The organism is Pseudarthrobacter sp. H2, assembly GCF_050157045.1.
In the GTDB taxonomy this organism is placed as follows: domain Bacteria; phylum Actinomycetota; class Actinomycetes; order Actinomycetales; family Micrococcaceae; genus Arthrobacter.
Genome location: NZ_CP189594.1, coordinates 877,342 through 903,678, shown reverse-complemented (window position 1 = coordinate 903,678; position 26,337 = coordinate 877,342). Strand labels below are relative to the sequence as shown.

Annotated in this window: 27 protein-coding genes, 1 other RNA gene and 1 riboswitch; of the genes, 12 read left to right on the top strand and 16 right to left on the bottom strand. The window is 67.7% G+C overall.

The genetic code is table 11. The features are described from left to right. Window positions 1–10 precede the first annotated feature (10 nt). The 7 genes from ACQCSZ_RS04220 (at window position 11) to crcB (ending at window position 6,938) form a co-directional block, all read left to right on the top strand. On the top strand, window positions 11–1,375 hold the full coding sequence (locus ACQCSZ_RS04220; RefSeq protein ID WP_427006834.1) for a glutamyl-tRNA reductase: 1,365 nt from the start codon (window positions 11–13) through the stop codon (window positions 1,373–1,375). Window positions 1,376–1,452: 77 nt separating this feature from the next. Next, window positions 1,453–1,566: riboswitch (SAM riboswitch) on the top strand. Window positions 1,567–1,601: 35 nt separating this feature from the next. Next, window positions 1,602–3,071, top strand: coding sequence for an aminotransferase class V-fold PLP-dependent enzyme (locus ACQCSZ_RS04215; protein WP_427006833.1), 1,470 nt, complete (start codon window positions 1,602–1,604; stop codon window positions 3,069–3,071). A 106-nt stretch (window positions 3,072–3,177) separates the two neighbouring features. After that, the gene (locus tag ACQCSZ_RS04210; RefSeq protein WP_427006832.1) at window positions 3,178–3,936 is read left to right on the top strand and encodes a class I SAM-dependent methyltransferase; all 759 of its coding nucleotides are present in this window, start codon (window positions 3,178–3,180) and stop codon (window positions 3,934–3,936) included. Window positions 3,937–4,122: 186 nt separating this feature from the next. Continuing rightward, window positions 4,123–5,382, top strand: a complete 1,260-nt coding sequence (locus ACQCSZ_RS04205) for an Nramp family divalent metal transporter (RefSeq protein ID WP_427008250.1) — start codon at window positions 4,123–4,125, stop codon at window positions 5,380–5,382. 10 nt (window positions 5,383–5,392) lie between these two features. Then, window positions 5,393–6,106 carry a metal-dependent transcriptional regulator gene (locus ACQCSZ_RS04200; protein WP_427006831.1) on the top strand — a complete coding sequence of 238 codons (714 nt, stop codon included), beginning with the start codon at window positions 5,393–5,395 and terminating at the stop codon, window positions 6,104–6,106. 14 nt (window positions 6,107–6,120) lie between these two features. Further along, window positions 6,121–6,570 (top strand): fluoride efflux transporter FluC, encoded by a 450-nt coding sequence (locus ACQCSZ_RS04195; protein ID WP_427006830.1) that lies wholly within the window; start codon window positions 6,121–6,123, stop codon window positions 6,568–6,570. Beyond that, window positions 6,570–6,938, top strand: a complete 369-nt coding sequence (gene crcB, locus ACQCSZ_RS04190; protein WP_427008249.1) for a fluoride efflux transporter CrcB — start codon at window positions 6,570–6,572, stop codon at window positions 6,936–6,938. The genes ACQCSZ_RS04195 and crcB overlap by 1 nt, the downstream gene beginning before the upstream one ends. On the opposite strand, the gene ACQCSZ_RS04185 is transcribed toward crcB, so the two are convergent. Then, the gene (locus ACQCSZ_RS04185) at window positions 6,841–8,322 is read right to left on the bottom strand and encodes an MFS transporter (protein ID WP_427006829.1); all 1,482 of its coding nucleotides are present in this window, start codon (window positions 8,320–8,322) and stop codon (window positions 6,841–6,843) included. The genes crcB and ACQCSZ_RS04185 overlap by 98 nt on opposite strands. A gap of 148 nt (window positions 8,323–8,470) precedes the next feature. Between ACQCSZ_RS04185 and ACQCSZ_RS04180 the strand changes: the two genes are divergently transcribed. Together ACQCSZ_RS04180 and ACQCSZ_RS04175 are read left to right on the top strand one after the other, a co-directional pair. Next, a complete protein-coding gene (locus ACQCSZ_RS04180; protein WP_427006828.1) occupies window positions 8,471–8,842 on the top strand; it encodes a hypothetical protein in 372 nt (123 codons plus the stop codon). A gap of 49 nt (window positions 8,843–8,891) precedes the next feature. Next, on the top strand, window positions 8,892–9,029 hold the full coding sequence (locus tag ACQCSZ_RS04175; protein ID WP_211878526.1) for a hypothetical protein: 138 nt from the start codon (window positions 8,892–8,894) through the stop codon (window positions 9,027–9,029). Between the two features lie 364 nt (window positions 9,030–9,393). On the opposite strand, the gene ACQCSZ_RS04170 is transcribed toward ACQCSZ_RS04175, so the two are convergent. From ACQCSZ_RS04170 to ACQCSZ_RS04100, 15 genes are all read right to left on the bottom strand, one after another. Next, window positions 9,394–9,660 carry a type II toxin-antitoxin system RelE family toxin gene (locus ACQCSZ_RS04170; RefSeq protein WP_427006827.1) on the bottom strand — a complete coding sequence of 89 codons (267 nt, stop codon included), beginning with the start codon at window positions 9,658–9,660 and terminating at the stop codon, window positions 9,394–9,396. 6 nt (window positions 9,661–9,666) lie between these two features. Continuing rightward, window positions 9,667–9,948, bottom strand: coding sequence for a type II toxin-antitoxin system Phd/YefM family antitoxin (locus tag ACQCSZ_RS04165; protein WP_427006826.1), 282 nt, complete (start codon window positions 9,946–9,948; stop codon window positions 9,667–9,669). Between the two features lie 307 nt (window positions 9,949–10,255). Continuing rightward, window positions 10,256–10,624: a transfer-messenger RNA gene (gene ssrA / locus ACQCSZ_RS04160) on the bottom strand. A 127-nt stretch (window positions 10,625–10,751) separates the two neighbouring features. Beyond that, the gene (gene smpB, locus ACQCSZ_RS04155) at window positions 10,752–11,222 is read right to left on the bottom strand and encodes an SsrA-binding protein SmpB (protein ID WP_427006825.1); all 471 of its coding nucleotides are present in this window, start codon (window positions 11,220–11,222) and stop codon (window positions 10,752–10,754) included. A 63-nt stretch (window positions 11,223–11,285) separates the two neighbouring features. Then, window positions 11,286–12,620, bottom strand: coding sequence for a peptidoglycan DD-metalloendopeptidase family protein (locus ACQCSZ_RS04150; RefSeq protein WP_427006824.1), 1,335 nt, complete (start codon window positions 12,618–12,620; stop codon window positions 11,286–11,288). A gap of 110 nt (window positions 12,621–12,730) precedes the next feature. After that, window positions 12,731–13,645: a permease-like cell division protein FtsX gene (gene ftsX, locus ACQCSZ_RS04145; RefSeq protein WP_427006823.1), complete on the bottom strand. Its 915-nt coding sequence runs from the start codon at window positions 13,643–13,645 to the stop codon at window positions 12,731–12,733. After that, a complete protein-coding gene (gene ftsE, locus ACQCSZ_RS04140) occupies window positions 13,642–14,457 on the bottom strand; it encodes a cell division ATP-binding protein FtsE (protein WP_427006822.1) in 816 nt (271 codons plus the stop codon). Before ftsE ends, ftsX begins: the two co-directional genes overlap by 4 nt. Window positions 14,458–14,639: 182 nt before the next feature. Beyond that, a complete protein-coding gene (gene prfB / locus ACQCSZ_RS04135; protein WP_427006821.1) occupies window positions 14,640–15,755 on the bottom strand; it encodes a peptide chain release factor 2 in 1,116 nt (371 codons plus the stop codon). Window positions 15,756–15,882: 127 nt separating this feature from the next. Further along, window positions 15,883–16,296, bottom strand: coding sequence for a pilus assembly protein TadG-related protein (locus tag ACQCSZ_RS04130; protein WP_427006820.1), 414 nt, complete (start codon window positions 16,294–16,296; stop codon window positions 15,883–15,885). Window positions 16,297–16,382: 86 nt separating this feature from the next. After that, on the bottom strand, window positions 16,383–16,832 hold the full coding sequence (locus ACQCSZ_RS04125; RefSeq protein ID WP_427006819.1) for a hypothetical protein: 450 nt from the start codon (window positions 16,830–16,832) through the stop codon (window positions 16,383–16,385). Beyond that, window positions 16,813–17,280, bottom strand: a complete 468-nt coding sequence (locus ACQCSZ_RS04120) for a TadE family protein (RefSeq protein ID WP_427006818.1) — start codon at window positions 17,278–17,280, stop codon at window positions 16,813–16,815. The genes ACQCSZ_RS04125 and ACQCSZ_RS04120 overlap by 20 nt, the downstream gene beginning before the upstream one ends. A 3-nt stretch (window positions 17,281–17,283) precedes the next feature. Beyond that, on the bottom strand, window positions 17,284–17,550 hold the full coding sequence (locus tag ACQCSZ_RS04115) for a hypothetical protein (RefSeq protein ID WP_427008484.1): 267 nt from the start codon (window positions 17,548–17,550) through the stop codon (window positions 17,284–17,286). Between the two features lie 134 nt (window positions 17,551–17,684). Further along, window positions 17,685–18,626 carry a type II secretion system F family protein gene (locus ACQCSZ_RS04110; RefSeq protein WP_427006817.1) on the bottom strand — a complete coding sequence of 314 codons (942 nt, stop codon included), beginning with the start codon at window positions 18,624–18,626 and terminating at the stop codon, window positions 17,685–17,687. Continuing rightward, on the bottom strand, window positions 18,623–19,477 hold the full coding sequence (locus ACQCSZ_RS04105; RefSeq protein WP_427006816.1) for a type II secretion system F family protein: 855 nt from the start codon (window positions 19,475–19,477) through the stop codon (window positions 18,623–18,625). The genes ACQCSZ_RS04110 and ACQCSZ_RS04105 overlap by 4 nt, the downstream gene beginning before the upstream one ends. Continuing rightward, the gene (locus ACQCSZ_RS04100; protein WP_427006815.1) at window positions 19,477–20,700 is read right to left on the bottom strand and encodes a CpaF family protein; all 1,224 of its coding nucleotides are present in this window, start codon (window positions 20,698–20,700) and stop codon (window positions 19,477–19,479) included. Before ACQCSZ_RS04100 ends, ACQCSZ_RS04105 begins: the two co-directional genes overlap by 1 nt. A gap of 520 nt (window positions 20,701–21,220) precedes the next feature. Between ACQCSZ_RS04100 and ACQCSZ_RS04095 the strand changes: the two genes are divergently transcribed. The 3 genes from ACQCSZ_RS04095 to ACQCSZ_RS04085 all read left to right on the top strand — a co-directional run bounded on the left by ACQCSZ_RS04095 (window position 21,221) and on the right by ACQCSZ_RS04085 (window position 26,310). Further along, window positions 21,221–23,332 carry a GH25 family lysozyme gene (locus ACQCSZ_RS04095; RefSeq protein ID WP_427006814.1) on the top strand — a complete coding sequence of 704 codons (2,112 nt, stop codon included), beginning with the start codon at window positions 21,221–21,223 and terminating at the stop codon, window positions 23,330–23,332. Window positions 23,333–23,822: 490 nt separating this feature from the next. Beyond that, on the top strand, window positions 23,823–25,694 hold the full coding sequence (locus ACQCSZ_RS04090; protein ID WP_427006813.1) for an LGFP repeat-containing protein: 1,872 nt from the start codon (window positions 23,823–23,825) through the stop codon (window positions 25,692–25,694). Beyond that, window positions 25,681–26,310, top strand: coding sequence for a hypothetical protein (locus ACQCSZ_RS04085; RefSeq protein WP_427006812.1), 630 nt, complete (start codon window positions 25,681–25,683; stop codon window positions 26,308–26,310). The genes ACQCSZ_RS04090 and ACQCSZ_RS04085 overlap by 14 nt, the downstream gene beginning before the upstream one ends. The last annotated feature ends 27 nt before the right edge of the window (window positions 26,311–26,337 follow it).

Here is a 26,337-nt window from a genome sequence, read left to right as displayed (position 1 = left end):
ATTTCAGCATGTGGATCCCGGATCCTGTGACTCCGGGGGCAGCCCGGTCCTGCTGGTGCTCGTTGCGAAGTACCGTGATCTCGACATTGAATCTGCCGCCCGGCTGCACTCCGTTTCCTCGCGGCTGGCCCGGCACATCCTGGCCGGCAGTTCCGCCGTTTCCGGATCCGTGGTCTTGTCCACGTGCAGTCGCTTTGAAATCTACTGCGAGGTCTCACCTGCGGGGGACGTTGATACCGCCTGTTCCGATGCCCTGGACTCTGTCGGCCTCTGCACGGGCCTGGCCGCCGCCCTGCTCGCGTCACTGTTCGAGCACACGCATGGGGAATCGGCGACGAAGCATCTTTTCGCCGTCGTGACCGGCCTCGATTCGGTTGTTGTCGGTGAGCGCGAAGTCGCCGGCCAGGCCCGCCGTGCCCTCGCTGAAGCGCAGGCTGCGGGTACCGCGAGCGGGCGTTTGATCCGGCTGTTCCAGGCGGCCTCCCGCACGGGGAAGGAGGTGGGGGCCCGGACCGCGCTCAGCAGCACGAGCAGGTCCATAGCCTCTGTGGCCCTTGACCTTGCCGCCGCCGGATCGGGGCAGCCGGCCCTGGACGATGTGTCCGTGGTCCTCTTCGGCACCGGAGCGTACGCGGCCTGCGTTGCGGAGATACTCAGAAGCAGGCGGTGTTCAGCCACTTATGTTTTTTCCCAGTCCGGCCGTGCGGACGCCTTTGCGGCGGCCAGGGGAGGAACGGCGCTGACGGCCCGGGAACTGCCCGCAGCCGTTGCCCGGGCAGACATCATCATTGGCTGCAGCGGCACCGAAACGCGCATCGGCGCGGCCCAACTGGCAGCCTGGAGGGACGAAGCTGCCCATCCCCTCACCGTCATCGATCTCGCCCCCAGCCATGATTTCGACCCTCACGTGGCGGATCTTCCGGGCATTGAACTGATCACCCTCGAATCGGTCCGGCTGGCGGCTCCCCCGGCGGACGCGGAGGCGCTCCGCGTTGCCGGTGCCCTGGTCCGGCAGGCAGCGCGCCGCTTCGAGGAACAAGAGGCAATCCGCATGGTCGACACGGCCATCGTTGCCCTGCGCCTGCACATCCATCAAGTCCTCGAGGCTGAAATGGAGCGCGTCACGAAACAACACGGGTGCGGCGCCACGGCTGAAGAAGTGAACTCCGCTCTGCGCCGCATCGTCCGGCGCCTGCTCCACATCCCGACGGTCCGCGCCAGGGAACTGGCCACGGCCGGCCGCCAGGACGATTACGCGGCAGCCCTGGAAGCCCTCTTCGGCCTCAACGTCCAGCTCACCATCCCGCGGATACCCGGCACGATGAGCTCCGTGGAAAGCGTCCCGGCCGCTCCGGCCGCTGCGGCTGCTCTCTAGCTACATGGCGTAACAAACCGCTTCACATTGGAGCGTGGCCTTTTCCCCGGCGGCGTGGTTGTCCTAGGCTCGATGCAGGTCACGAGTGCCAGCGCTAAACCCCGGTTTGCTGGCCGGCAACCCTCCATTCGCGGTGGGGTGCCCCGGGTGACGACCTGGCCGGTCCGGAGTGGACCCGGCAAGCGCGGATCCCCGGAGCGTGGGGTCCTGTTCGAATGAGGTCCTTTTGACAACCGCCATTTTCCCCGCCGCCACTGCGATTGACTCCACTGCGCTTGACTCCACTGCGCTTGACTCCACTGCGCTTGACTCCACTGAAGGTGGGGACCCGGACGCACGGTTCGCCGTCGCGGGCCGCCCGCTCTCCGCGGTGACCGGGGCCGAGATCCAGGCCCCCCTCATCCAGGGCGGCCACGTCCGCTACGCCAACCTGGACTACGGCGCCTCGGCACCGGCCCTGTCCGTGGTGTCCGCCTACCTGAACGAGATCCTTCCGTTCTACGCGAGCGTCCACCGCGGCGCCGGCTACGCCTCCCAGATCAGCACGTCCGTCTACGAGAACGCCCGCAGCATTGTGCGCGGCTTCGTGGGCGGCCGGGCAGACGATGCGGTCATCTTCACCCGGAACACCACCGATTCCCTCAACCTGCTCGCCGGTTGCCTGCCCGTGCGCGGCGGCAAGCACACCGGCGAGGTCCTCTACCTCGACATCGAGCACCACGCCAATCTGCTGCCGTGGCAGAAGGTGCCGCACCGCAGCGTCGTCGCCGCCCCCACCCTGGCGGCCACCCTGGAGCGGCTGCGCGGGGAACTGGCGCACGGCGGGATCAGCCTGCTCGCCGTCACCGGAGCCTCCAACGTCACCGGGGAAATCCTGCCGATCCGGGCCCTGGCCGCCCTGGCCCACGAGTACGGCGCCCGGATCGTCGTCGACGCCGCCCAGCTCGCCCCGCACCGGCGCATCAACATCGCCGCGGACGACGTCGACTATCTCGCCTTCTCCGGCCACAAGCTTTACGCACCGTTCGGCGCCGGCGTGCTGGTGGGGCGCCCGGACTGGCTCGACGCCGGCACCCCGCACCTCGCCGGCGGCGGCGCGGTCCTGGACGCCAGGCTCGACACCGTCAGCTGGACCACCGGCCCGGCACGGCACGAGGGCGGCTCCCCCAACGTCCTGGGTGCCGCCACGCTGGCCCGCGCCACCGAGGTGATCGCGGCGCTGGACGAGGAGCAATGGCACGCCCATGAGAACGCCATCCGGTCCTTCCTCGTCGAGGGGCTCCAGCGCATCGACGGCGTGAGCGTGCACCAGATCTTCTCCGACACGGAACAGGGCGCCGGGACCATCGGCGTCGTGAATTTCTCGGTTGCAGGCTACGACGCAGGCCTGGTGGCGGCCTACCTTTCGGCCGAACACGGTATCGGCCTGCGGGACGGCCGTTTCTGCGCCCATCCCCTGCTCCGCCGGCTCGGGCTGCCTTCCGGTTCCCTGCGGGCAAGCTTCGGCCTCGGCTCGCGGCTGGAGGATGCGCAGCGGCTGCTCGCCGGAATCCAGGAGCTGCGGCAGACCGGCCTCGGCTGGGATTACGTGGTGGATGCCGGCCGCTGGGTCCCGTCCAACGATTCCCGCAGCTACCCGCACTGGGCACCGAACACGCCGGGCACCGCGGGCGCAGCCCCCTGCTCCCTGGATTAGGCGGCAGCCGTCCGGGGCCGGGCGTCCGGCACCGGGGACCGGCGCCCGCTGCCGCATGCGGTAAATTCGGAGGATACCCAACCGGATCTGCCGAAGGAGATCGCACGTGGCACGCGGCGGCCCCAAACTCCACCATGAGCGACGCCAGCAGCTGGGGCAGAGCTTCCAGGACGGCGGCGAGCACTATGAAAGGGTCCGCCCCGGCTACCCTGAAGAATCGGCCGGCTGGCTGATCCCACCGGGCGCGCAGGACGCCGCGGACATCGGCGCGGGGACCGGAAAGTTCACGGCACTGCTGGTCGGGCGCGGCCTGCGCACCGTGGCGGTGGATCCTTCGGCGGACATGCTGGAGCAGCTGCGCCGGACCCTGCCCGGCGTCGCCGCCGTCGAGGGCACCGCCGAGAACACCGGCCTCGAGCCGGAAGCCTTTGACCTCGTCACGGTCGCCCAGGCGTGGCACTGGTGCGATCCTCTCCTGGCGAGCACCGAAATCGCCCGGATCCTCCGGCCGCACGGCGTCCTGGGCCTGGTCTGGAACCAGCTGGACACCTCGGTTCCCTGGGTGCACCGGCTCTCCCGCATCATGCACGCCGGCGACGTCCTCAAGCCCCATTTCAGGCCCGCGGTGGGCCCGGAGTTCACCGGGCTGCAGAGCCACCTGACCCGCTGGGAGGATCGGGTGACTACCGAGGACATCATGGACCTGGCGAAATCCCGCAGCTATTACCTGGCAGCCCCGGAGGCCACCCGGACCAAAGTCCTGGACAACCTCGACTGGTACCTGCACGGGCATCTGGGCCATAACCCCGGCGGGATCCTCAGGCTCCCCTACCTGACGCAGACCTGGCGGGCCTTCCGGGGCTGACTGTTACCTGCCGCATTGCACGGGACCCCCGAGGGGCCTATTGTTTCGGTATGCCTAATAATTATTGGTAGGCATACAAAACTTCGTCCCGGCTGCCCATCAGCCCGGGACCACCGCGTCAATGCGGACGCGCCGACATCACGGGAGCTTGCAGTGCTGGAAGCAACAGGACGGGAACCACGTTCCATGGATGCGCCGGGCCGGAAAAAGCGCGGGGCGCGCCGGGCGCTGCTCGGGCTGCTCGGACCGGCCTTCGTGGCCTCGATTGCCTACGTGGATCCGGGGAATGTCGCCGCCAACCTGACCGCCGGCGCGCAATACGGCTACCTGCTGGTCTGGGTCCTGGTCGCCGCGAACATCATGGCCGTGCTGGTCCAGTACCAGTCCGCGAAGCTCGGCATCGTGACGGGCAAGAGCCTGCCGGAGATCCTGGGCGAGCGGCTCAAGCCGTTCTGGCGGCGCGCCTTCTGGGTCCAGGCCGAGATCGTCGCCGCGGCCACCGACCTCGCGGAGGTCGTCGGCGGGGCGATCGCCCTCTACCTGCTCTTCGGCCTCCCCCTGCCCCTCGGCGCCGTGATCGTCGGCGGCGTATCGATGCTGCTCCTCGCGGTGCAGGCCAGGAACAAGCAGCGGCCCTTCGAGTTCGTCATCATCTTCCTGCTGGGCATCATCACCATCGGCTTCCTGGCCGGACTGTTCATCAGCCCGCCCGACGCCGGCGGGGTCCTGGCCGGACTCATGCCCGGCTTCCAGGGCCCGGACACCGTCCTCCTGGCCGCCAGCATGCTCGGGGCCACCGTGATGCCGCACGCCATCTACGTCCACTCGGCACTCTCCCGTGACCGGCACCGCCCGAACCCGCACCTCCACGTTCCCGTGCCTGCCATGGCCCGACTGGTCAGGGCCACCCGGCTCGACGTCGTCGTGGCCCTTGCCGTCGCCGGGGTGGTCAACATCGGCATGCTGCTGCTGGCGGCGTCGACCCTCGGCGGGGTGGACGGGACCGACACCATCGAGGGGGCGCACGCCGCGATCACGGCCAGCCTGGGCCCGGTCGTCGGCGTCGTCTTCGCCGTCGGACTGCTGGCCTCCGGCCTGGCCTCCACCTCGGTGGGCTGCTACGCCGGCGGCACCATCATGCAGGGCCTGCTCAAAATCCGGATCCCGCTGATGGCACGCCGCGTCGTGACCCTGATCCCGGCCGTTGTGCTGCTCTCCGTCGGGTTCGACCCCACCTGGGGGCTGGTCCTCAGCCAGGTGGTCCTGAGCTTCGGCATCCCCTTCGTCCTTGTCCCGCTGGTCGTCCTGACCAGCAGCAAAGCACTCATGGGCCGGTTCGCGGACGGCCTGGCCCTGCGCGTCGCCGCCATCATCAGCGTGGTGCTGGTGGTGGCCCTGAACCTGGTCCTGCTGTGGCTGACGTTCTCCGGCGCCGGCGGACGGTAGGCTTGGGTCTGTGAAGACCGGTACGCCCTCCTCCTCGATCGAGGACTACGTCAAGGTCATCTACTCTTTCACGGAGTGGCAGGACAAACCCATCAGCTCCACGCAGCTCGCGCAGCGGCTGGGCGTCGCCAACTCCTCCGTCTCCGAAATGGTCCGCAAGCTCAAGGACCAGGGCCTCGTGGACCACCAGCCGTACAGCGCCATCACCCTGACGGGGGACGGCGTCCGGCTGGCGGTGTCCATGGTCCGGCGGCACCGGCTGATCGAAACCTTCCTCGTCGAGGAGCTCGGCTACCGCTGGGACGAGGTCCATGACGAGGCCGAACTGCTCGAACACGCCGTCTCCGACACCTTCATTGAACGGATGGCCGCCAAACTGGGGAACCCGGTGCGGGACCCGCATGGCGATCCGATCCCGGCGGCCGACGGATCCGTCCGGATGCCTGCCGCCCACCGGATGAACGAACTCGACGCCGGCCACACGGGCCGGATCACCCGGATCAGCGACGAGAACCCCGAGCTGCTCCGCTACCTTGCCGCCGAGGAGATCGACCTGGACGCCGAGGTTGAGGTGCTCGGCCGCAGGCCGTTCGGGGGCCCGCTCGTGGTGCGGATCGGCTCCGGCGGGACCCCGCGCGAATTCGACCTCGCCGAGGAGGTCGCGTCCGCCCTCTGGGTGCACAGCGAGGACGCCCACGCCGGCTGCAGTGTCTCCGGTCCCTGAATGCCGGACCCTGAATGCCGGACCCGGCGTCCGGGGGCCGTGCCGTGACACGCCCCGGCCTTCCGGGCTGGCGGGCCTGGGCGGCCGTCGCCGCCGGCGCGCTGCTCGGCACCGAACTGCGCTACGCCGCCGGCCAGCTCTTTCCCGAGCCGGCAGGTGCCGTGCCGTGGACGACCCTGGCGATCAACGTCGTGGGGAGTTTCGCCCTGGCCACCCTGACCACCATCTGGATCGCACGGCCCAGGACCGCCTTCTGGCTCCGGGCCGGGCTCGGTCCGGGCCTGCTGGGCTCCTTCACCACGTTTTCGGCGCTCGTGATCTCGATCGACCAGCAGCTCCGCGCCGGCTTCCATGCGACCTGGCTGGCCTACCTTGGGCTCTCGCTCGTGCTGGGGCTGGGGGCCGCGGCCGCCGGCTGGAAGACCGGCAAGGCCATCGCTGACCGGCGCGGGGACGCCTCATGATGACGGCGCTGCTGGTGGGGATCTTCGGTGTGGCCGGCGCCTTGCTGCGCTTCGCCGTCGACTCCTGGTTTGCCCACCGCCCCGGACCCCACCCGCACTGGCCCTGGGCCACGCTCACCGTGAACCTCGCCGGGTCCTTCATCATCGGCCTGTCCATCGGCGTGACCGGCCGGCTGGATCTCGGCCCCGACTGGCACGCCGTTGTCGCCACGGGCCTGGCCGGGGGCCTGACGACGTTCAGCTCGTGGACCACCGCGACGGTCCGCCTGGTCAGCGAGGGGCGGTACCGGGCCGCGGCCCTGAATGTGGCCGTGAATCTCCTCGCGGGCCTCGCGGCGGCCGCGCTCGGCGTCGCCCTGGCCGGCTAGGGCGCCGGCCGTCGACGTCCGGGTTCCGGATGCCGACAGCGGAGGTCAGCGCCCCGACGACGAACAGTGCCGCGGTTACCGCGACGGTGTTGTGCAGGCCCGACGTCGTGATCACCGGCCCGGTGATCAGCCCGGCGGCGGCGATTCCCACGAGTCCTGCGATGCGCGCGACGGCGTTGTTGACGGCCGAGCCGATACCGGCCTCCGCCGGATCCACCGCCCCCAGGATGGCGGACGTCAGCGGCGCCACGGTCACGGCCAGGCCCACCCCGAAGACCACCAGCCCGGGCAGGACCTGCCCGACGTAATCCAGCGGCAAACCCACCCTCAGCAGCAGCAGGAAGCCGGCCGCGCACAGCAGCGGTCCGGCCGTCATGAACCAGCGGGGGCCGGAACGGCCGGCGAGGGCGCCCATCCGGGCCGACAGGATGAGCAGGATGAGGGTCGAGGGCAGCAGGGCGAAGCCTGCGGCCGTGGCACGCAGGCCGGCCACCTGCTGGAGGAAGAGGCCCAGGACGAAAAAGCCCAGGGACAGCGCCCCGTAGATCGCCGTCGTCGCGAGGTTTCCCCAGCCGAAATTGCGCACGGCGAAGAGCCGCAGCGGCATCATCGGGGCCGGGGTCCTGGCCTCGTGGAGGATGAACGCGGCGAGGACCGCGGCGCCGGCGGCCAGGGGCAGCCAGACCTGCGGGGCGCCCCAGCCCAGGCTGCCGCGTTCGATGAAGGCGTAGACGATGCCGCCGAGCCCGACAACCGCCAGGATCGTTCCTGCGACATCGATCCTGCTGCCGGGGGGCCGCTCCAGCTCCAGTCCGCGCAGCCGGCGCAGCGCCGGCAACACCGCAACTGCCGGCACGATGTTGAGGAAGAAGATCACCCGCCAGGTCAGGAGGTCCACGGAGAGTCCGCCGAGCACGGGCGCCGCGACGATGGCTCCGGAGGTCCAGGCCGACCATTTGCCGATCGCCACGGACTGGGCGGGGCCGCTGAACACTGTCACGATCAGGGCGAGGGAGCTGGGCACCAGCAGGGCCCCGGCGACGCCCTGCAGGGCACGGGCCACAACCAGTGCCTCTCCGTTCCAGGCGAGGCCGCAGAGCAGCGACGTAACCGTGAAGCCGACGAGACCCCACCGCAGGACCCGCACCCGGCCGAACTGGTCCGACAGGGAACCCGCAACGAGGATGAGTGCCCCCAGGGTCAGCAGGTACCCGTCCACGACCCATTGCTGGACCACCAGTCCGCCGCCGAGTTCCCGTCCGATCGCCGGCAGGGCAAGGTTGACCACCGAACTGTCCAGAAAGGCCATGAACGACGCGACGATCGCGACGTACAGTACGCGTTTCTCGACGGCGGTCATGGCTGTGGCGGGGATTCCGGACATGGCTGCTGCCTTCCAAGCTGCCTTCCTCGCTGCCTCCCGCACTGCCTTACTCTGCCGGGCGGCACCGGGTCTGTGATGAGCCTAACACCGGGCCGCCGGGGCTGGTCCCCGGCCCTGCCGCGGCCCGGCCATCCCGTATCGTTGAAGGATGGTTACCCGACGTGAAGCAGCCCAGATCCTCGACATTCCGCTGGAAATGGCACACCGTCACGGCATCCCGTCCCGCCTTTCCGACGCCGAACTCGGCGAGCTGCTCGACAACCCGCCGGCGTGGCTGGTCCAGTCCAAGGCGAACCGGACGGGCAAACGCCCGGTCTGGGTCCAGCTGACGTGCGCCGTTTGCGGTTTCTCCGAGGCGGCCCGGCCGAAGAAGTGGTGGCCGGAGTTCACCTATGTCTGCTGCGCCGACCACGCCCCGTACGAGGTCCCGGAAGCAGCCGCGGGTCTGGTGCGCAGCGAGTACGAGGGCGTGGGGAGCCGATTCGTCGGCATCGTGGACGTCGCGGTGCCCGAGGCGTAACTTAAAAGCACGGGGCCATTCCGGGCCCCACGCCGTTAGGGAGTGGACCATGCCTGACAAATCGCCGCACAAGAGCCTGGGCAAGAAACCGGTGAAGACCATCAAGGAAAAACGCGCCGAGAAGAAGACCAAGAACGTCGCGGAGATCCACGCGGACCCGGTGGCACACATCAAGAAGCGCGGATAGCCAAGGGCCGGCCATCCGGGGCCGGCCGGCAACACAAAAGCCGTTAACCAAGGTGCCGTTAAAACCAAAAGGCCGGAAGCATCCGCTTCCGGCCTTTTGTACTGTACTACGGGGTGGAGCTCCGTCTCCGGCGCTCCCATGGTGGAGATGGGGGGAATTGAAACCGTCAAAACGGCCGAAAAGCTCCCCTCGTGAAGCAGGAACCCCCGGAAAATCAAGGGTGCTGGGTCACAAATCCGGGATCAGGCCTGTTGCACCGAACCCGACGAAGGCGAAGAACGCGGCCATGACCCACCCGCGCAGGGCGGGCACCATTCCGATGATCTTCCTCATGCTTTCTCGTCCTTTCATCAGGGCGTCGGGACTACCTGGGCCGGTACACATCGGCGCGGTGATCGATTCGCAGGACGCTGATGCTGCCATGTTCCTCATCAATGGAGTACAGGATGCGGTAGGGGCCGCGCCTGGCCGAATGGAAGCCGGCCAGGTCCCGCTCCAGGGCTTTGCCTACCCGTTGCGGGTTTCTGGACAGGTCGCCGTAGGCGAATTCGATGATGGCCGTCACGATCCGGGGAGGCACCGACTGCAAGTCCCGGCGTGCCGTGGGCGAGAAAATGACCTCATACGCCACCGGCGCTCAGCGCTGGTGCTTGGGGACGCCGAACTCTGCCCTGATCTGTTCCTCGGCGAGGCCTTTGCCCTCCGCTATGTCCTTCTGGGCCCGGGCAAGGTCTTCCCGGATGTTGGGCTGGGAGAGCCAGAACAGGGTTTCCTGCAGCGCCTCCCATTCGTCGGTTCCGATGATCACGGCCGCGGGAACACCGTTCTTGGTGATGACCACCTGGTCATGGGTCACGGATGCGGCGTCCACGAGCTCGGAGAGCCTGGCCTTCACGGCGGAAAGCGGTAGAGTTTGCATGAGTTAAGTGTAGTCTGAATTCTGGTCATAACAAGACTGGAATTTCACTGAGCGCGGACGTCATGTCGAGTAACTCGTCGTGAAACCTGAGTGATTCCTGCTTTCCATAGGTTCTCGAGCGGCCGTCTTCGGGCGTAGAACTCTTCGGCGGTTTCGCCCGTGTGTACATGAGTTCGCTCTGTACCGTTCTGTCCTCGTTCGCTTCCATGCCTGTCCCGTATCGGTGCCATTTCTCGCCAACAAAATCGGGCCTTCCGCCAACAGGCAAAAGAAAACCCCTAGATCACAAGGATCTAGGGGTTATCTTATGTGGAGATGGGGGGAATTGAACCCCCGTCCGATGTCGTGTTGTCAGGGCTTCTCCGGGCGCAGTTTGCGTCGGATTTTCTCGGCCCCGGCCATGCTGCAAACAGCTGGCTGATCCGGGCCCAGTCATCTAAGAGTCCCGTTCACCCCGATGACGGAGGTAAACAGCAGTGGCTATCTAAATGACGCCAGGATCCGGGGCAATAGCAACCTCGGGCTGACGGACTGTCTTACTGCTTAGGCAGCGAGAGCGAAGTCAGTGCGTTTTGATTCGGCACTTATTGGTTTGCAGACAGCGTTTACGAGATAATTCTGCATCCTCGGCCCGCTTCACCTGTCGCGACTAACATCGTCGAAACCGATCATCCCCGTATTTTTTTATCAAACCCGTTGGGAACCTCACGGATCCTTCCCGGACTACCAAGCATAACGCATACCCGGCCGGGATCATTCCCTGCCCCTGTTTCTGCCCTGTTGCTGCCCCCGCGGGGCTGGCACTATTTGCGGTTCCGCTCGCGCATGACCCTAAGGGCTTCGCGCTTGTCCTGCTGTTCGCGCAGCGTCTGGCGCTTGTCGTATTCCTTCTTGCCGCGTGCGACGCCGATTTCCACCTTGGCCCGGCCGTCCAGGAAGTAGAGCTGGAGCGGGACGATCGTGAAGCCCGATTCGCGGATCTTGTGCGAGATCTTGGTCAGCTGGTCCCGGTGCAGCAGCAGCTTGCGGCGCCGGCGCGCGGCGTGGTTGGTCCAGCTCCCCTGGTTGTACTCCGGGATGTGGATGCCCTCCATCCACAGCTCGTCGTTGTAGAAGGTGCAGAAGCCGTCGACCATCGAGGCATGGCCCTCGCGCAGGGACTTCACCTCGGTGCCCATCAGGGCGATCCCGGCCTCGTAGGTGTCAAGGATGTGGTAGTCGTGCCGGGCCTTGCGGTTGGTGGCCACTACCTTACGGCCACTTTCTTTGGGCACGGTAGAACTCCTCGGATCTTTCGGTGGCTCACTCCGGCCGGGGTGGCGCGGAGTCCTTCCAGTTTAGAGCAGGTTCATCGGGTCCACGGCGCGGCCGTTGAGCCAGGTCTCGAAGTGCGAGTGGCAGCCGGTGGAGTTGCCGGTGGTGCCGGAGTAGGCGATGAGCTGGCCCTGGCTGACCTGCTGGCCCGGCGAGACCGTGACGGAGGTGTTGTGGTAATAGATCGTGGTCAACGAGTTGCCCTGCACGACGCCGTGCGAGATCTTCACGTTGTTGCCGCCGCCGTCGTTGGCCCAGCCGGCCGAGTACACGGTGCCGGCCGCCGCGGCGTAGACGGGGGTGCCGCAGGCGGCACCGAAGTCGATGCCGGTGTGCATGTACCCGCCCTGGCCGTAGAAGTCGATGGTTCCGGCCGGCGTCGCGCGCCAGCCGAACCCGGAGGTGATCGGGATATTGCCCGGAAACGGGTGTTGCAGGCCGAAGGCCGACGGCGAACCCTGGGGCGGCGCGACGTACGGCTGCGTGGCCTGGCCCCTGGCGCGCGCTGCCGCGGCGGCCGCTTCGGCGATGCGCCGCTGCTCGGCTTCCCAGGCTTCGCGGAGCTTCCGGTCCCGTTCGGCGATGTCCGCCGCGACGGCGTCCTGCTGGGACTTGACCTGGGCCAGCTGGGTCTGGATGCCGGGCTTGGCTGCCTGCAGCTCGGCGTCGAGCCTGGTGGTGTCGGCGATGAGCTTGTCCACCTGTGCCTTCTTGGCTTCGGCTTCGTCCCGGGCGGTCTTCTCGCGCGCCAGCGCGGCGTCGGCCTTCGCCTTAAGGTCCGTGATTTCCGCTTCCACGGCCTCGAGACGGGCCTGGGAGTTGACGTTGGTGGCGTTCTGCTGGGTGAGCTTGTCCATCGCGGAGTTCTGGCTGCGCATCGCCTGGTCGGCCAGGTCGATGCTGTCCGTCAGGCTTCCGCCCTTGTTCGAACCGAAGAACAGCGACAGGTTGGAGGGCACGCCGCCGGACTTGTAGGCCTGGCTGGCGATCTGTCCGATCAGCTTCCTGGTGTCGGAGATCTTCTGCTTGTCGGTCTCCAGCTGCTGGGTGATCTTGGCCTTGTTCTGCTGCGCGAGATCAACCCGCGCCGCCAGGGCCTCCACTTCCTTGACGGCACCGGCCACCCTGCCCTGGGCGTCAAGGAGGGCCTGCTGCGCGCCGGGCAGCTGCCCCTGGTACAGGACCAGGTCCCCCGCGGCCTGGGCGATCTTGGAATCCACGAATTCGAGGGAATGCTGGACCCGCGCCGCCTCGTCCCGGAGTGCGGCCTGCTGGTCCTCGAGGTTGTCGGCGAACGCCACCGGGGTTGAGGCGCCCATGCTCGCCGCCAGGAGCAGCGCCAGGGCGGCGCTGACCATGCGGCTGCGACGTCCGGCAGGGACGGGCCCTGCGAGACAAGGGCGCGGACCGGGCCGTGGGGCCGGGCGAACCATCGGTGTCATAAGCATTCCCTTTTCGTTGCGCACTGCTAGACCCTCAAGTACCGGCGGAGGGTCAGCAGAGATGATGTTCCGGCCAGCAGCACGCCCAGGCCGATCAGGGCCGGGGCCAGGAGCAGCGTCTGGGCAGGTGAAATGAAGGCGGTGTCGGGATACTGCTTGGCGAGGTACTCGCCGAGGAAGAAGTGCGCCGCTGCCCACAGCGTGCCCGAGGCCAGGGCCGCACCGATGACGGCCGCGATCACACCCTCCAGGATGAACGGCAGCTGGATGACCGCCTTGGAGGCACCCACGAGGCGCATGATCCCGGTTTCGCGGCGGCGGCTGAATGCGGAGAGCCGGATCGTCGTCGCGATCAGCAGGATGGCGCAGACAATCATCACGCCGGCGACGCTCACCGCCACGAGGGACGCCGCGTTCATCACGGAGAAGAGCCGTTCGAGGAGCTGGCGCTGGTCGATCACGGATTCCACGCCGGCCTGGGAGGAGAAGGTCTCGCTGATGATCTGGTACTTTTCCGGATCCTTCAGGTTGATCCGGAACGACGCCGGCAGCTGGTCCGGCGTCACCGATTCCACGATCGGGGAATTGGAGAACTGTTCCTTGAAGTGCCTGTAGGCATCGTCCTGGGACTCGAACGCGAAGTCGTTGACGTACTGGTGGACCGCGGACGACTCGAGGAGCGTGCGCAGGTTGGCCTGCTGTTCGGCCGTGACCGGGCCGGTGGCGCAGCCGGCCGCCGTCGACCCGTCGCTGCACAGGAAGATGGCCACCTGGACTTTGTCGTACCAGTAGCCCTTCATCTGGTTGATCTGCAGCTGCAGCATCCCGGCGGCGCCGACGAAGGTCAGGGACACGAAGGTCACCAGGATGACGGAGACCACCATGGACACGTTGCGTCGCAGGCCGCTGCCGATCTCGCCGAGGACGAACGCAAGCCTCACAGCGTGCCCTCCGCCGCGGCGCGCGCTTCGGCGCGTGTTCCGCTGCGCGGGGACGCGGCCACCGGCTCCGGCCCGGGGTCCCGGCCGCTGGCATCCTTGAGCCGGCGCGACTGGCCGACCACCGGAATCATGGAGGTGTAGAGGGCCCGGGCCTCGTCGCGGATCACGACGCCGTTCTTCAGCTCCACGACGCGCTTGCGCATCTCGTTGACGATGTCGTCGTCGTGGGTGGCCATCACGACGGTGGTGCCGTTCTGGTTGATCTTGTCCAGCACGCCCATGATGCCCATGGAGGTGGTCGGGTCCAGGTTTCCGGTGGGCTCGTCGGCCAGCAGGATGCCGGGCCGGTTGACGACGGCGCGGGCGATCGCCACGCGCTGCTGCTCGCCGCCGGAGAGTTCGTGGGGCAGGCGGTTCTCCTTGCCCTCCAGGCCGACGGTCTTGAGGACCTCCGGGACGGTGTCGCGGATGACGCTGCGGCTCTTGCCGATGACCTGCATCGCGAAGGCGACGTTGGCGAACACGGTCTTCTGGGGCAGCAGCCGGAAGTCCTGGAAGACGACGCCGATGCCGCGGCGGAGCCGCGGGACGCGCCAGCTGGAAATGTTCGCCACGTTCTGGCCGGCCACGTAGACGGCGCCGGAGGAGGCGCGGTCCTCCTTGAGGACCAGGCGCAGGAAGGTCGACTTGCCGGAGCCGGAGGCGCCGACCAGGAAGGCGAATTCACCACGGTCGATCTCGAGGTTGATCGAGTCCAGCGCCGGACGCGCGGTCTGGTCGTAGACCTTGGTGACATTTTCGAAGCGGATCATGGCCCTAAATGCCCTGCAGGCACGGCCTTGCGGCCCAGTTCTGCCGCCGGGGCGCGGGCTTTCGTTTAGGGGAAGTAGGGCTCCGGCTCCTTGACTATACGCACGGGCACCGGCGCGGCGGCCGGAGCCGTGGGGGCGTGTCGCGGGATTGTCAGGGACCTCCCAGCCGAGGCGCCCCGGGCCTACCTGTCCGCGTTGCGGTTGTCGGTCCGCCAGCGGATGCCCGCGTCGATGAAGTCGTCGATCTCGCCGTCGAACACCGCCGAGGTGTTTCCGACCTCGTGCTCGGTGCGGAGGTCCTTGACCATCTGGTACGGATTGAGCACGTAGGAGCGCATCTGGTCGCCCCACGAGGCCTTCACGTCACCGGCGAAGGCCTTCTTTTCGGCGTCCTCCTGCTCCTTCTTGAGCAGGAGGAGGCGGGACTGCAGCACGCGCAGGGCCGCCGCACGGTTCTGCAGCTGCGACTTCTCGTTCTGCATGGAGACCACGGTCCCGGTGGGGATGTGGGTCAGGCGCACGGCGGAGTCGGTGGTGTTGACCGACTGGCCGCCCGGACCGGAGGAGCGGAAGACGTCGACGCGGATCTCGTTGTCCGGGATGTCGATGGAGTCCGTCTGCTCGATCAGCGGGATCACTTCCACGGCGGCGAAGGAGGTCTGGCGGCGGCCCTGGTTGTCGAAGGGGCTGATCCGGACCAGGCGGTGGGTGCCGGCCTCGACGCTCAGCGTGCCGTAGGCGTAGGGCGCCTTGACCTCGAACGTGGCGGATTTCAGCCCGGCCTCTTCGGCGTAGGAGGTGTCCATGATGGTGGTCGGGTAGCCGTGGCGTTCGGCCCAGCGCAGGTACATCCGCATGAGCATCTCGGCGAAGTCCGCCGCGTCCACGCCGCCGGCCCCGGCCCGGATGGTGACCACGGCTTCACGCTCGTCGAACTCGCCGGACAGCAGGGTGACCACTTCGAGGTCCTTCAGGGCTTTCCGGATCGATTCCAGCTCGGTGGCGGCTTCGCCCATGGAGGCGGCGTCATCCTCATCCTGGCCCAGCTCGACCAGGACTTCGAGGTCGTCGATCCGCGAGACGAGCGAATCCAGGCGTGCCAGTTCGGACTGGCGGTGCGAGAGCCGCGAGGTGATCACCTGGGCGGCCGCTGGATCGTCCCAGAGGTTGGGCTCACCGGCGCGCTCGCTCAGTTCAGCGATGTCTTCCTTCAGCGCCTCGACATTCGAAACGTTTTCGATGGAGGCGTAGGTGGCGCGCAGCGCGCGGATTTCTGCTGGAAAATCAATGTTAGCCATGGTTTTTTAACCCTACGCTATCCGTGCGAGCCGCCCGTCCGGCCCGATGCCCTATCACTTGGGGTTGCCTAAGGGCCGTGTTGGCAGCCTCTACTGATAGGGCAACCAGACTGATGGGCTTTCGGGGCTAGCGCGTGAGCCGGGAGCGCGCCGTCGAGCTCGCCTCGATCCTGATGCCGTCCGGGACCAGGAAGTTGACCACCGGCGGGTGGACGGCGGCGGTCAGGACCACGACGGCGGTGGAACCGTCCGGGCTCCCGGTGCCCGGCGCGACGGCCAGGCCGGTGAACCGCGTGAAGGAACCGTTGCGGGCCAGATGGTCGACGGCGGCGCTGCGCACCCGGCTGCCGCTGAGGACAGCGGTGGGGCTGCCGCCGGCGCTTTCGAGCTGTCCCAGCGTGAAGCTGTCCGCCGCGGCCACCGAGGCGCCGTCCGCCAGCGAGAGGAGCTTTTTGTGCTCGATGTAGACGCTGGACACGCCCGTCACGACCGTCGCGGCGAGCAGGGCCAGCAGGACGTAGCCGATGATCAGCACGCTCATCTGGCCGGCTTCGCGTTGACCCCGTGGGGGCACGGCGTGGCGGCTCCGGCGCGGGGCCGGACTCGTGCCCGGACGGCGCGAGGGCTTCATCTGAAGCGTCCGACCGTCTGGGTGGCGGAGGCGGTGAGGTGGCCCGCGGTGAGGCGGAGCGCATCGCTGAATGGCACAAACGGCAGCGGCACCGCCAGGTGGACGGTGACGGTCACGGCCGAGCCGGCGGCCGCGCAGTCCGACGGTTCGCAGCTGGTGTCCATGCTGGCGTTCTCCGCCGCTTGCCCGTAATCGGCGAGCGCCAGAAGGACGGCCTGCTCCGCGGCTGCCCGGCCGCTCGCCGCATCGGGCTGGGAGACATAGATCTTGGCGGCCTGGTCCGCGGCGCCGACGACGGCGAACGATCCGCCCTGGAGCTGTCCCACGGTGATGATGAAGTAGACGAGCGGGACCATCAGCAGCAGGGAGAGGAAGGTGAACTCGACCACCGCACTCCCCCGTTCCGCGCCGTCAGGCGCTTCCGGTTCATCGCTGGATGGCGGCATGTCCTGACACCTCCAGCAGCGCACGGGGACCAATCAGCCCGATCACCGGCAGCGGGGCACGGACGGTCACCTGCAGGGTGCGGATGCCCTGGTACGTGGATTCAGAGGTGCTGACGTCCGTGGCGAAGTCGGGATTGAGGGCCATCCCGATCAGCTGTGCCGTCCGGGCACGGGCATCCTCGGAGTTGCGGTCAGCGAGCGTACCGTAGCGGGCGCCCGAGGCCGCAGCGTCAATGAGCGTATTCCGGATATGAAGGACCAGGGTGAGCTGGATGATGGCAAGAAAGAACATCGTCAGCAGCCCGCCGACCAGGACGAAGTCCACGACCGCCGAGCCGCGCTCGCGGGCGCCGCCGCAGCCGGGGGCCACGACCGGGCAGGCCGGGGGTTCGCGCCGCCTCCGGTTCCGATAACGCCGGCGGCCCCAGCCGCCGCCCGGTGCGCCCATTGGCTACTGACCGACCTTGTTCATGGCCTGGTTGAAGAGCGCCTCGAGCGCCGGGCCCGCGAGCGCCAGGAGGGCTGCGACCAGCACGGCCGACATTAACGTAATCATCACCCAGCCCGGCACGTCCCCGCGTTCGGGATGGTCCATGCCGCTGGCAGGATGTCCGGCCCCGCTACGCTTAGCAGTCGCGCTCCCCGGGGCGGAGGGCCGCCGGAGCAGCAGACTGATGGTGCAGATCAACAATGCAATGCGGATACCGGTGTTCTTCACTGGGTCCCCTTCTTCTGTTGGTTCAAACTTTGTGTTCGCCTGCTGCGGCGCTCCCTGTCTTGTTCCGTCGCCGGTGCTGTCCATAGCTCCTGCGCTGCCCGCCTCCATGCCGGTGCTCCGGCTGCCCGCCGCCGTTACAGCCCGAGGCTGATGGCAGCCAAGCCCGGAAACACGGCGAATACCACCGTGAGCGGAAGCACCCCGAAGACGAGCGGCACCATCATCCCGATTTCTTTCTTCCCGGCGGACTCCATCAGCTCACGCTTCGCCGTGTCCCGCACATCCTGGGCCTGGGCCCGCAGCACGTCCGCGAGGGGCGTCCCGCGCTCGACTGCCACGATCATTCCGTCCACGAAGCGGACCAGGGGGCCCAGCTCGGTCCGGGACGAGAACTCCTGCAACGCTTCCACCAGGGGCTTTCCGGCCCGGGTTTCGGCGAGCACGCGCGTGAATTCCCTTGACAGTTCGCCTCTGGCACTGCGGCAAACCCGGTCCAGTGCGCCCGTGGCACTTTCCCCGGCGCTGACCGCAAGGGCCATCAGCTCCGCCATGCTCGGGAACTCCGCCATCATGCGGGCTTCGCGCCTCCTGATCCGGGCACCCAGCAGGTAGTCGCTGAGCAGGAATCCGCCAATGGCGCTGCCGAGGACAGCCACGACGGCGATGAACGGGCTGAACCGTCCGGCGGCTCCGGCGAGCAGCACCACGGCGAGGGCCAGGACAAATCCCCCAACGGCCCAAAGGAGCTGTTCAGCCCGGAAATCCACTGCCGTTCTGGCAGTGCCTGCGCGGGCAAGACGCCGGTTCAGGGCCGCAGAGCCGAGGTTGAGCCTGCCGAGTGACGCGAGTCCGTCACGGAGCACGGGGCGAAGAATACGTTCGAGCGGGCCAAAGGGTGTGATGTTCTTCGGCGCGGCGCGCAGGAGCCCGGATTCCAGGTTGTGGGACCTGAGTTGGGGATGGAGGCGGTCGACGAAAGTGATCGGTCGCATGAACGGAAGCCTGACCAGCATCAGCCAGAGGCCACTGCCGAGGACTATTCCGCACGCCGTGGCGCTCGCCATGAGCCCTGTCACCGGAGGACCCTCGCGTCTTCCGGAAGGGCCCCGATGCGCAGCATGATGGCGTACGAGATCAGCGATACAGCGAGTCCGCCGAGCAGTACGGCGGCTCCGGCCGGCGTGTTGTAGGCCGCCACCGCTTCGGGCCGGCTCGCCAGCAGCACCAGGACAATCCAGGGTGCGGCGACTGCGAGCCGTGCTGCGTTGACCGTCCACGATTGCCGGGCCTCCAGTTCGCTTCTGGTGCGGGCCCCTTCCCGCAGGAATTCGCCGAGCGTGCCCAGCAGCCGGCCCAGGTCCGAGCCGCCTACCTCCCGGGTCAGGCGGAGGGCTTCGACGATCCGGTCGGCGACAGGATCAGCCAGGCGGTCCTTCAGCCGCGTGAGGGAAGGGTCAAACTGGCCGCCCGAGCGGTAATCGGAGCCGAAGTCCAGGAACACGTGACGGAGCTCCGACGGCCCCTTGTCCGCCAGCTGGATGAGGGCCTCCGGCAACGACAGGCCCGCCCTGATGGCCGAGCGGAGGTGGTCGACGACGTCGGGCCAGACCTGGCGCAGGACGGCCGCGCGCTTCCGGGCACGCCATCGCACGACGGCCATGGGCAGCCAGCCGCCGAACAGCCCGAAACATCCCGAGATCGGCCACGAGTGGGTCCCGGCGAAGAAGACGATGGTGGTAAAGGCCCCCACGCCGAGGCAGGTGGCCAGCAGCCCCGTCGCACTGACCTTTTCTATTCCTGCCGTGCGCAGCAGATCCTCCAGCCTGCTGGTCCGGGGAGCGGCCTTGGCGCCTTGCGGTTGCTCCCACGCGGACCACCAGACCAGCAGGAGCCCGGTGCCGGCCAGAACCCCGAGGAGCGGGGCCATCAGCGAGGCTCCAGCAGCGCCGCGACGTCGTACCCGGACCGCGCAAACTTCTCCGCAGCCGGCATCGAATTGGCCTTTGGCTGCAGCTGGCCATCGATCATCGCGAAAACCATGGACGATTCGATGATGCCGTTTTCGACTCTGCGTCCCAGCGACAGAATCTCCGTCACCTGTCTGCGCCCGTTTGCGTGCCTGCTGCAATGAACCACAAGGTCGATGCAGGAAGCCACGGTGGGGACAACGAAGGCACTGGAGATGTTCTCGCCCGCGAGCAGGGGCAGCGTGCAGATCTTCGTCACCGCATCATGCGACGAGTTCGCGTGGACGGTGCACATCCCGGGCAGGCCGGAATTAAGCGCGATCAGCATATCCAGGCTCTCGGCCTCCCTGACCTCACCCGCCACCAGCCGGTCCGGGCGCATGCGCAGCGCCTCCTTGACCAGCCGGCGCAGCGGGATCTCCCCCTCGCCCTCGAGGTTCGCCTGGCGGCACTGCAGCCCCACCACGTCCCGGAGGGGAAACTGTAGCTCGAAGATTTCCTCCACGGTGATGACCCGCTCGCGGGTGCCGATGCTCGCGGCAAGGCAGTTCAGCATGGTGGTCTTGCCCGCCTGGGTCGCACCGGACACCAGGATGTTGAGTCCGCTGGCCACGGCTGCGCCGAGAAACCGGGCCGACTGCGGCGTGAGTGTGCCCAGTTCCACCAGATGCTCCAGCCTGCTGGCCTTGACCCCGAACTTGCGGATGTTGATGGCCCAGTGGCGCCGGGTCACGTCCGGGATGACCACGTGGAGCCGGGATCCGTCCGGAAGGGCAGCATCGACAAAAGGGGATGACATGTCCAGGCGGCGGCCGGAGCTCTTGAGCATCCGCTCCACCACGTCCTTGACCTGCTGGTCCGTGAGGGACACAGAGGTCAGTTCCGATTCGCCGTTGCGTGCCACATAGATTTCGCTGGGCGCGTTCAGCCAGATTTCCTCGATCGCCGGGTCGTCCAGCAGGGGCTGCAGCGCCCCGAAGCCGGCGACGGCGTCGTAGACAAATCTGCGGGCCGTCTCCAGCGGGCCGATGGGAGGCAACGGGGCCAGGAGGGCCCGCTCGTCGTAGTCGCTGACCGCCGCCTCCACGAGGCGCCGGACTTCGCCGGCCTGCCGGAGGGGATCCAGGCCCCGGCGCCGGATCAGCTCGCGGACCTCATCCTCGACAATGCGCACAGCCTCCATGCGGCCCCCAATATGACGGCCGCCCGGGATAGGCGGCGGTGCAATTGGGTTAAAGCTAGGTTCCGGCGGCCACCCCGGCAAGGCTTCTGCGGGGTGCCTGTGGATAACCGCATGGCCTGCGGCAGAACAATTTTCCCATCCGTAACACCAGAAACAGTGGTTTCAGCTTTGTCCCGGTGTTAGGGTGGGCGCGACAAGTCAGACATTCTCGGACCCGGACCGCTTTCCCTGGCATTCACCGGGACCAGACCCACATGACGCGGCTCCGCGAGCGTGTCGTTGTTCCGGAGCGAAAATGAAGCGGACCCTGTTCCCCCCCAATAATCATCGCGGCCGCCGGTTCGGGGCTGTCCTCCTGGCCGCCTCGCTTCTTGCCGGGCCGGGGCTGGCGACGCCGGCAGCCGCCGTCGAGCCGTCACCCGCGCCGTCCGCTTCCGCGACATCGTCTTCCGCAACGTCGACTACCACCACAAGTGCCCCTGTTACCCCGGACCGCACGACGGCAGGCTACCGCGCAGCCATGGCCGCAGCGACCGCTGGAGGCGGAGCAGACATGGGCCAGGGGCTTCAGACTGGCCCGTCGTTGTTGACGGGCGGCAGGGCCAGGACTCTGACAACCCAGGGGACGTGGACTCCGACCTTCGGCGTGCAGGGCCTGGACGTCAGCGAACACCAACCCTCAGTCAACTGGCAGCAGCAGTGGAACATGGGTGCCAGATTTGCCTACATCAAGGCGACCGAGGGGAACTACTATACGAATCCGATCTTCGGTGCCCAGTACGACGGGTCCGCTGGCGTGGGAATGATCCGGGGCGCGTACCACTATGCAAACCCGGCGGCGTCGTCAGGGGCGGACCAGGCCCGGATCTTCGTGCAGAGCGGCGGCGGCTGGTCCGGCGACGGCTACACGATGCCGCCGGTCCTGGACTTTGAAGGCAACCCGTACGCAGGCCAGACGATCAACGGTTTCTACCAGGGCAACATTTGCTACGACATGTCCCCCGGTGATCTGACGGCCTGGGCCCGCGACTTCAGCAACACCATGCAGGGGCTGACGGGACGGGTCCCCGTCATCTACACCGGTTACTACTGGTGGAGGGATTGCGTAGGTAACCCTCCCGGCTTCGGTGACTCCCCGCTGTGGATCCCTTCATACCCCATTTCCGCCTCCAACAACGCCGGCCCGCTTCCCAGCAGCTGGAGCAACTACAGCATCTGGCAGTACAGCAGCACGGGACCGTTTGCCGGCGATTCCAATGTCTGGAATGGCGATCTGGCCAGCCTGAAGCGGTTTGCCACGGGCGTGCCGGGCGCGGCGAGCCAGTCAATTGCCGCTGCGGCTTCTTCGGCGACGTCGCTCGGAGCTCCGGTTTCGGGGATAGTGTGCGGCCAGCCGCAAGGAGGCTGCTACCAGGACTACCAGGGCGGGGCGATCATCTGGAGTCCCGCCACGGGCGCCCGCCCATCATCCGGCGACGTGCGCGCGGCCTGGGCCCGAACCGGATTCCTCGACGGCCCGCTGGGCTACCCGACGTCGGACGTTAACTGCGGCCAGCCGCAAGGAGGCTGCTACCAGGACTACCAGGGCGGGGCGATCATCTGGAGCCCGGCCACGGGCGCCCGCCCGTCATCCGGCGACGTGCGCGCGGCCTGGGCCCGAACCGGTTTCCTTGGAGGCCCGCTGGGGTACCCGACGTCGGACGTTATTTGCGGCCAGCCCTCCGGCGGCTGCTACCAGGACTACCAGGGCGGGGCGATCATCTGGTCCCCCCGCACGGGCGCCCACCCAACCTCCGGCGACGTACGCGCGGCCTGGGCCCGAACCGGATTCCTCGGAGGCCCCCTGGGATACCCGACGTCGGACGTTAACTGCGGCCTCCCGCAGGGCGGCTGCTACCAGGACTACCAGGGCGGGGCGATCATCTGGTCCCCCCGCACGGGCGCCCACGCCTCCACCGGCCCGACCCGGGCCGCCTGGGCAACGATGAACTTCGTGGCCGGCACGATGGGCTACCCCACGGGCGACCTGAGCTGCGGGCTCCCGCAGGGAGGCTGCTACCAGGACTACCAGGGCGGGGCGATCATCTGGTCCCCCGCCACCGGCGCCCGTCCCACCTACGGGGCGATCAGGGCCCGCTGGGCAACGATGAACTTCGTGGCCGGGCCGATGGGCTACCCCACCGGGGACGTCACCTGCGGCCAGCCCTCCGGCGGCTGCTACCAGGACTACCAGGGCGGGGCCATCATCTGGTCCCCCGGCACCGGAGCCCACGCCTCCACCGGGCCGACCCGCGCCGCCTGGGCCGCCACCGGATTCCTCGCAGGCCCCCTCGGCTACCCCACGGGCGACCTGACCTGCGGCCTGCCGCAGTCCGGCTGCTACCAGGACTACAAGGGCGGCGCCATCATCTGGTCCCCCGGCACCGGAGCCCGCGTTTCGACCGGGCCCATCCGCACAGCCTGGGCCGCCACCGGCTTCGTCGACGGGCCCCTGCGCTACCCCACCGGTGACGTGACCTGCGGGCAGCCCGGCGGCGGCTGCAAACAGGATTACCAGGGCGGTGTCATCTCCTGGTCTCCGACGCTCGGTGCGAGCGTCAAGCTCACACCGCTGGCGGCCGCCAAACCGTAGGCCTGTGGCGGTCACTGCGCCGCCTGCGGAGGTAAGAGTCCCTTAGTAGGACCGCACGCGAAGGCGCTCGGCGGGGCATCCATCGGTTAGGCAGGAGGTCTCAAGCCAGGTTCCCGTGTCCGCCAGAAATGCGGATTCCCGCTAACCGCACGCCCCATAATATCGGGGATAAAGTGTCGGCGTTTTGGATTAATTTCTGGTGAACGTGCCCATTGCGACGCAAAGAATGGCGACGAACGGCTGCCGACAGAAACGCCGCTTCCCGCGCCACCGACGTCGCCGTCTCCGCTATCGCGACGTCGAATGGAGCCTGCTGGCGGAATTATTTTCCGGCAGATGATTCAATTTGGGCATGTCCGGCACTAACAGGCTTCCCCGTGCAGAATTTGCCGCTAGTCTGGTTCCGGTCAAAGGCAGCTAATTGGGGGAACAAATGAACAAGATAAGACGACACCACCGAGCGGCGTGGGCCATTATAGGATCCATTTCGTTGATTGTTGCCTTTGGCTCGCCGGCCATTGCCGAGTCCGCGCCGGCCCCCGCGCCGCTCCCGTCGGCCACCGCCACGGTGACGCCGGGCAACTCGACCGCAACGCCGTCCGCCGGTCCGAGCGACCCGGCCCACGTCACCCCTGCGCCGACGGACACCGCGCCCCCGCAACCCGGACCCGCCACCCCGGCCGTTCCCAGCGAGCCAGCCGGATCCCCCGCCCGGGCCGAAGTTGCCGCCGAAGCGAACGCGGCCCTGTCCGCAGGGGCCCAGGCAATCCAGGACCGCTGGCAGGGTCTTGGTGCCGCGACCGGCACCCTCGGTGCCGCCAAGGCGCCAGCCACCTGCGGGCTGAAGGATGGCGGCTGCCTCCAGGACTTTGCCAACGGCACCATAGCCTGGACAGCCACCACGGGCACCCAGCCTGTCAAGGGCAACATCCTGGCCCGCTGGTCCGCCCTGAACGGCGTCGACGGCAAAATGGGCTACCCCACCAACCCCGAAACCTGTGGACTCCCCCAGGGCGGCTGCTACCAGGACTACCAGGGCGGCGCCATCATCTGGTCCCCCGCCACAGGAGCCCAGCCCACGTGGGGCCCCACCAGGGCCCGCTGGGGGACCCTCAACTTCGTTGACGGCCCCATGCGCTATCCCACGGGGGACGTGACCTGTGGCCTGCCCAAGGGCGGCTGTTACCAGGACTACCAGGGCGGCGCCATCATCTGGTCCCCCGCGACCGGAGCCCAGCCGTCGTGGGGCGCTACCCGGATGCGGTGGGCAACACTGAACTTCGTGAACGGTCCCATGGGCTACCCCACCAACGCCGAAACGTGCGGCCTGCCCCGGGGCGGCTGCTACCAGGACTACGAAGGCGGCGCCATCATCTGGAGCCCGGCCTCCGGAGCCCACCCGACGTGGGGGGCCATCCGGACGCGCTGGGCAGCACTCAACTTCGTCGACGGCCCCATGGGCTACCCCACCGGCGCGGAAACCTGCGGGCTCACGCAGGGCGGCTGCTACCAGGACTACCAGGGCGGCGCCATCATCTGGAGCCCGTCCACCGGCGCCCACCCGACCTGGGGCGCCACCCGAAGGGAGTGGGGAGCACGAAACTTCGACCGTGGTTCCCTTGGTTTCCCGACCGGAAGCGAAACCTGCAGCGGGGATCAATGCGTACAGTTCTACCAGTACGGAAAGCTCAGCTGGTCGCCGCAGACCGGCATTGGTTACTCCCTTTATCCGTCTAGCTACTGTGAGTCACTGAACCGCGGAGCCACACGATACCCCGGCGGAACGTCCCGCGTTTCCTTCGCCGTCGCCGAAAACTACCCCTCAACCCGGATCTCGTTCGTCAATTGCCTCCGGCAGAACGGCAGCTACGTCACCGAATGGAGCACCACCGGTTTCGACGGCGAAAGCGGATTCGCCCGCCCCGGCGTGGCATCCGGCCCAACGAGCAACAAATACTCCCCCACGGGCTCCTTCACGGTCACCGATGCTTTCGGATTGGGCAACCCGGGAACGGCGCTCAATTACCTCACGCTGAACCCGTACTCGCGCTGGGGCGGACGCCTGAATTCGAACTACAACAAGTACTTCGAGTCCAGTTCCGACATCTTCCCGGATGAGAACATGTGGTATTACGCCACCCGCCGATCGGGCGATTACAGGCAGGGCGCCGTTATCAACTACAACCGGGCCCCCGACTCACCGATCACCATGAATGCCGGTTTCGCGATTTTCCTCCACGCGAATCCCGTCCCCACCTGGGGGTGCATTTCGCTCAGTGAAAGCGACGTCGTGCGCTACCTCCGGACCGCCGCCCCCGGCGATCGGCTCATCATGGGCGTAGGCTCCGATGTCTTCCTCTAAGCGTCTTACCGGCGGATTCGCGGCATTGCTGATCCTGAGTGCCGCCACCGCGTGCACCTCGGGTGGCCCTGCACCCAGTCCCGCACCGGGCAGCTCCACCGTGGAGGCTTCGCCCACGAACGGCCCCACGGCCCCGATCACCGCGCGGGACGGCCGGACGGTCCTGCCGACGTCGGAATCCAACGCTTGCTCGCTCTTGAGCGAGGCGGCCATTCGGGACGCCTTGGGATCAGTCGCCCAAACTCTTCAGGCGCCCCAGCCGAGCGCGGACAGGCTCCCGGACGGGACGACCCAGGACTTTTGTCTATACCCCTTCGAAAATGGTGGCCCTACAACCAACGCCGTCCTCGTGGAAGTGCGCAATTATCCGACACCGCAGGCAGCGGCAGGTTCTGATCCGTTTGCACTCCTGATGAATGCCGAAGACCTCCCGGGGCTTCGGCAGCCGGCCAAGTACGCGGTCAACAGCCTGAGTGAATCGACAGAGTTCGTCGCGGCATCCCTTGAGGGGTCGCGCGTCGTCCGACTGGTTGCAGCGCTTCCGCCGGCGAAGGCCTGGGACCGGGCTGCCGGCAGGGAGCACATGAAAAAGCTCGCGACGGCGGCAGGGCTTTAGCCCGACGGGCGGCCAAGTGATCGGGCA

Excerpts from the sequence above, each read along its gene's own strand:
- ACQCSZ_RS04180 (WP_427006828.1), top strand. The coding sequence starts at position 8,471 with ATGGTTACCCGACGTGAAGCAGCCCAGATCCTCGACATTCCGCTGGAA.
- prfB (WP_427006821.1), bottom strand. The coding sequence starts at position 15,755 with ATGGCTAACATTGATTTTCCAGCAGAAATCCGCGCGCTGCGCGCCACC.
- ACQCSZ_RS04105 (WP_427006816.1), bottom strand. The coding sequence starts at position 19,477 with ATGGCCCCGCTCCTCGGGGTTCTGGCCGGCACCGGGCTCCTGCTGGTC.
- ACQCSZ_RS04185 (WP_427006829.1), bottom strand. The coding sequence starts at position 8,322 with ATGTCCGGAATCCCCGCCACAGCCATGACCGCCGTCGAGAAACGCGTA.
- ACQCSZ_RS04100 (WP_427006815.1), bottom strand. The coding sequence starts at position 20,700 with ATGGAGGCTGTGCGCATTGTCGAGGATGAGGTCCGCGAGCTGATCCGG.
- ftsE (WP_427006822.1), bottom strand. The coding sequence starts at position 14,457 with ATGATCCGCTTCGAAAATGTCACCAAGGTCTACGACCAGACCGCGCGT.
- ACQCSZ_RS04150 (WP_427006824.1), bottom strand. The coding sequence starts at position 12,620 with ATGGTCAGCGCCGCCCTGGCGCTGCTCCTGGCGGCGAGCATGGGCGCC.
- ACQCSZ_RS04125 (WP_427006819.1), bottom strand. The coding sequence starts at position 16,832 with ATGCCGCCATCCAGCGATGAACCGGAAGCGCCTGACGGCGCGGAACGG.
- crcB (WP_427008249.1), top strand. The coding sequence starts at position 6,570 with ATGACGGCGCTGCTGGTGGGGATCTTCGGTGTGGCCGGCGCCTTGCTG.
- ACQCSZ_RS04195 (WP_427006830.1), top strand. The coding sequence starts at position 6,121 with ATGCCGGACCCGGCGTCCGGGGGCCGTGCCGTGACACGCCCCGGCCTT.
- ACQCSZ_RS04085 (WP_427006812.1), top strand. The coding sequence starts at position 25,681 with ATGTCTTCCTCTAAGCGTCTTACCGGCGGATTCGCGGCATTGCTGATC.
- ACQCSZ_RS04165 (WP_427006826.1), bottom strand. The coding sequence starts at position 9,948 with ATGCAAACTCTACCGCTTTCCGCCGTGAAGGCCAGGCTCTCCGAGCTC.
- ACQCSZ_RS04205 (WP_427008250.1), top strand. The coding sequence starts at position 4,123 with ATGGATGCGCCGGGCCGGAAAAAGCGCGGGGCGCGCCGGGCGCTGCTC.
- ACQCSZ_RS04130 (WP_427006820.1), bottom strand. The coding sequence starts at position 16,296 with ATGAGCGTGCTGATCATCGGCTACGTCCTGCTGGCCCTGCTCGCCGCG.
- ACQCSZ_RS04175 (WP_211878526.1), top strand. The coding sequence starts at position 8,892 with ATGCCTGACAAATCGCCGCACAAGAGCCTGGGCAAGAAACCGGTGAAG.
- ACQCSZ_RS04095 (WP_427006814.1), top strand. The coding sequence starts at position 21,221 with ATGGCCGCAGCGACCGCTGGAGGCGGAGCAGACATGGGCCAGGGGCTT.
- ACQCSZ_RS04120 (WP_427006818.1), bottom strand. The coding sequence starts at position 17,280 with ATGGGCGCACCGGGCGGCGGCTGGGGCCGCCGGCGTTATCGGAACCGG.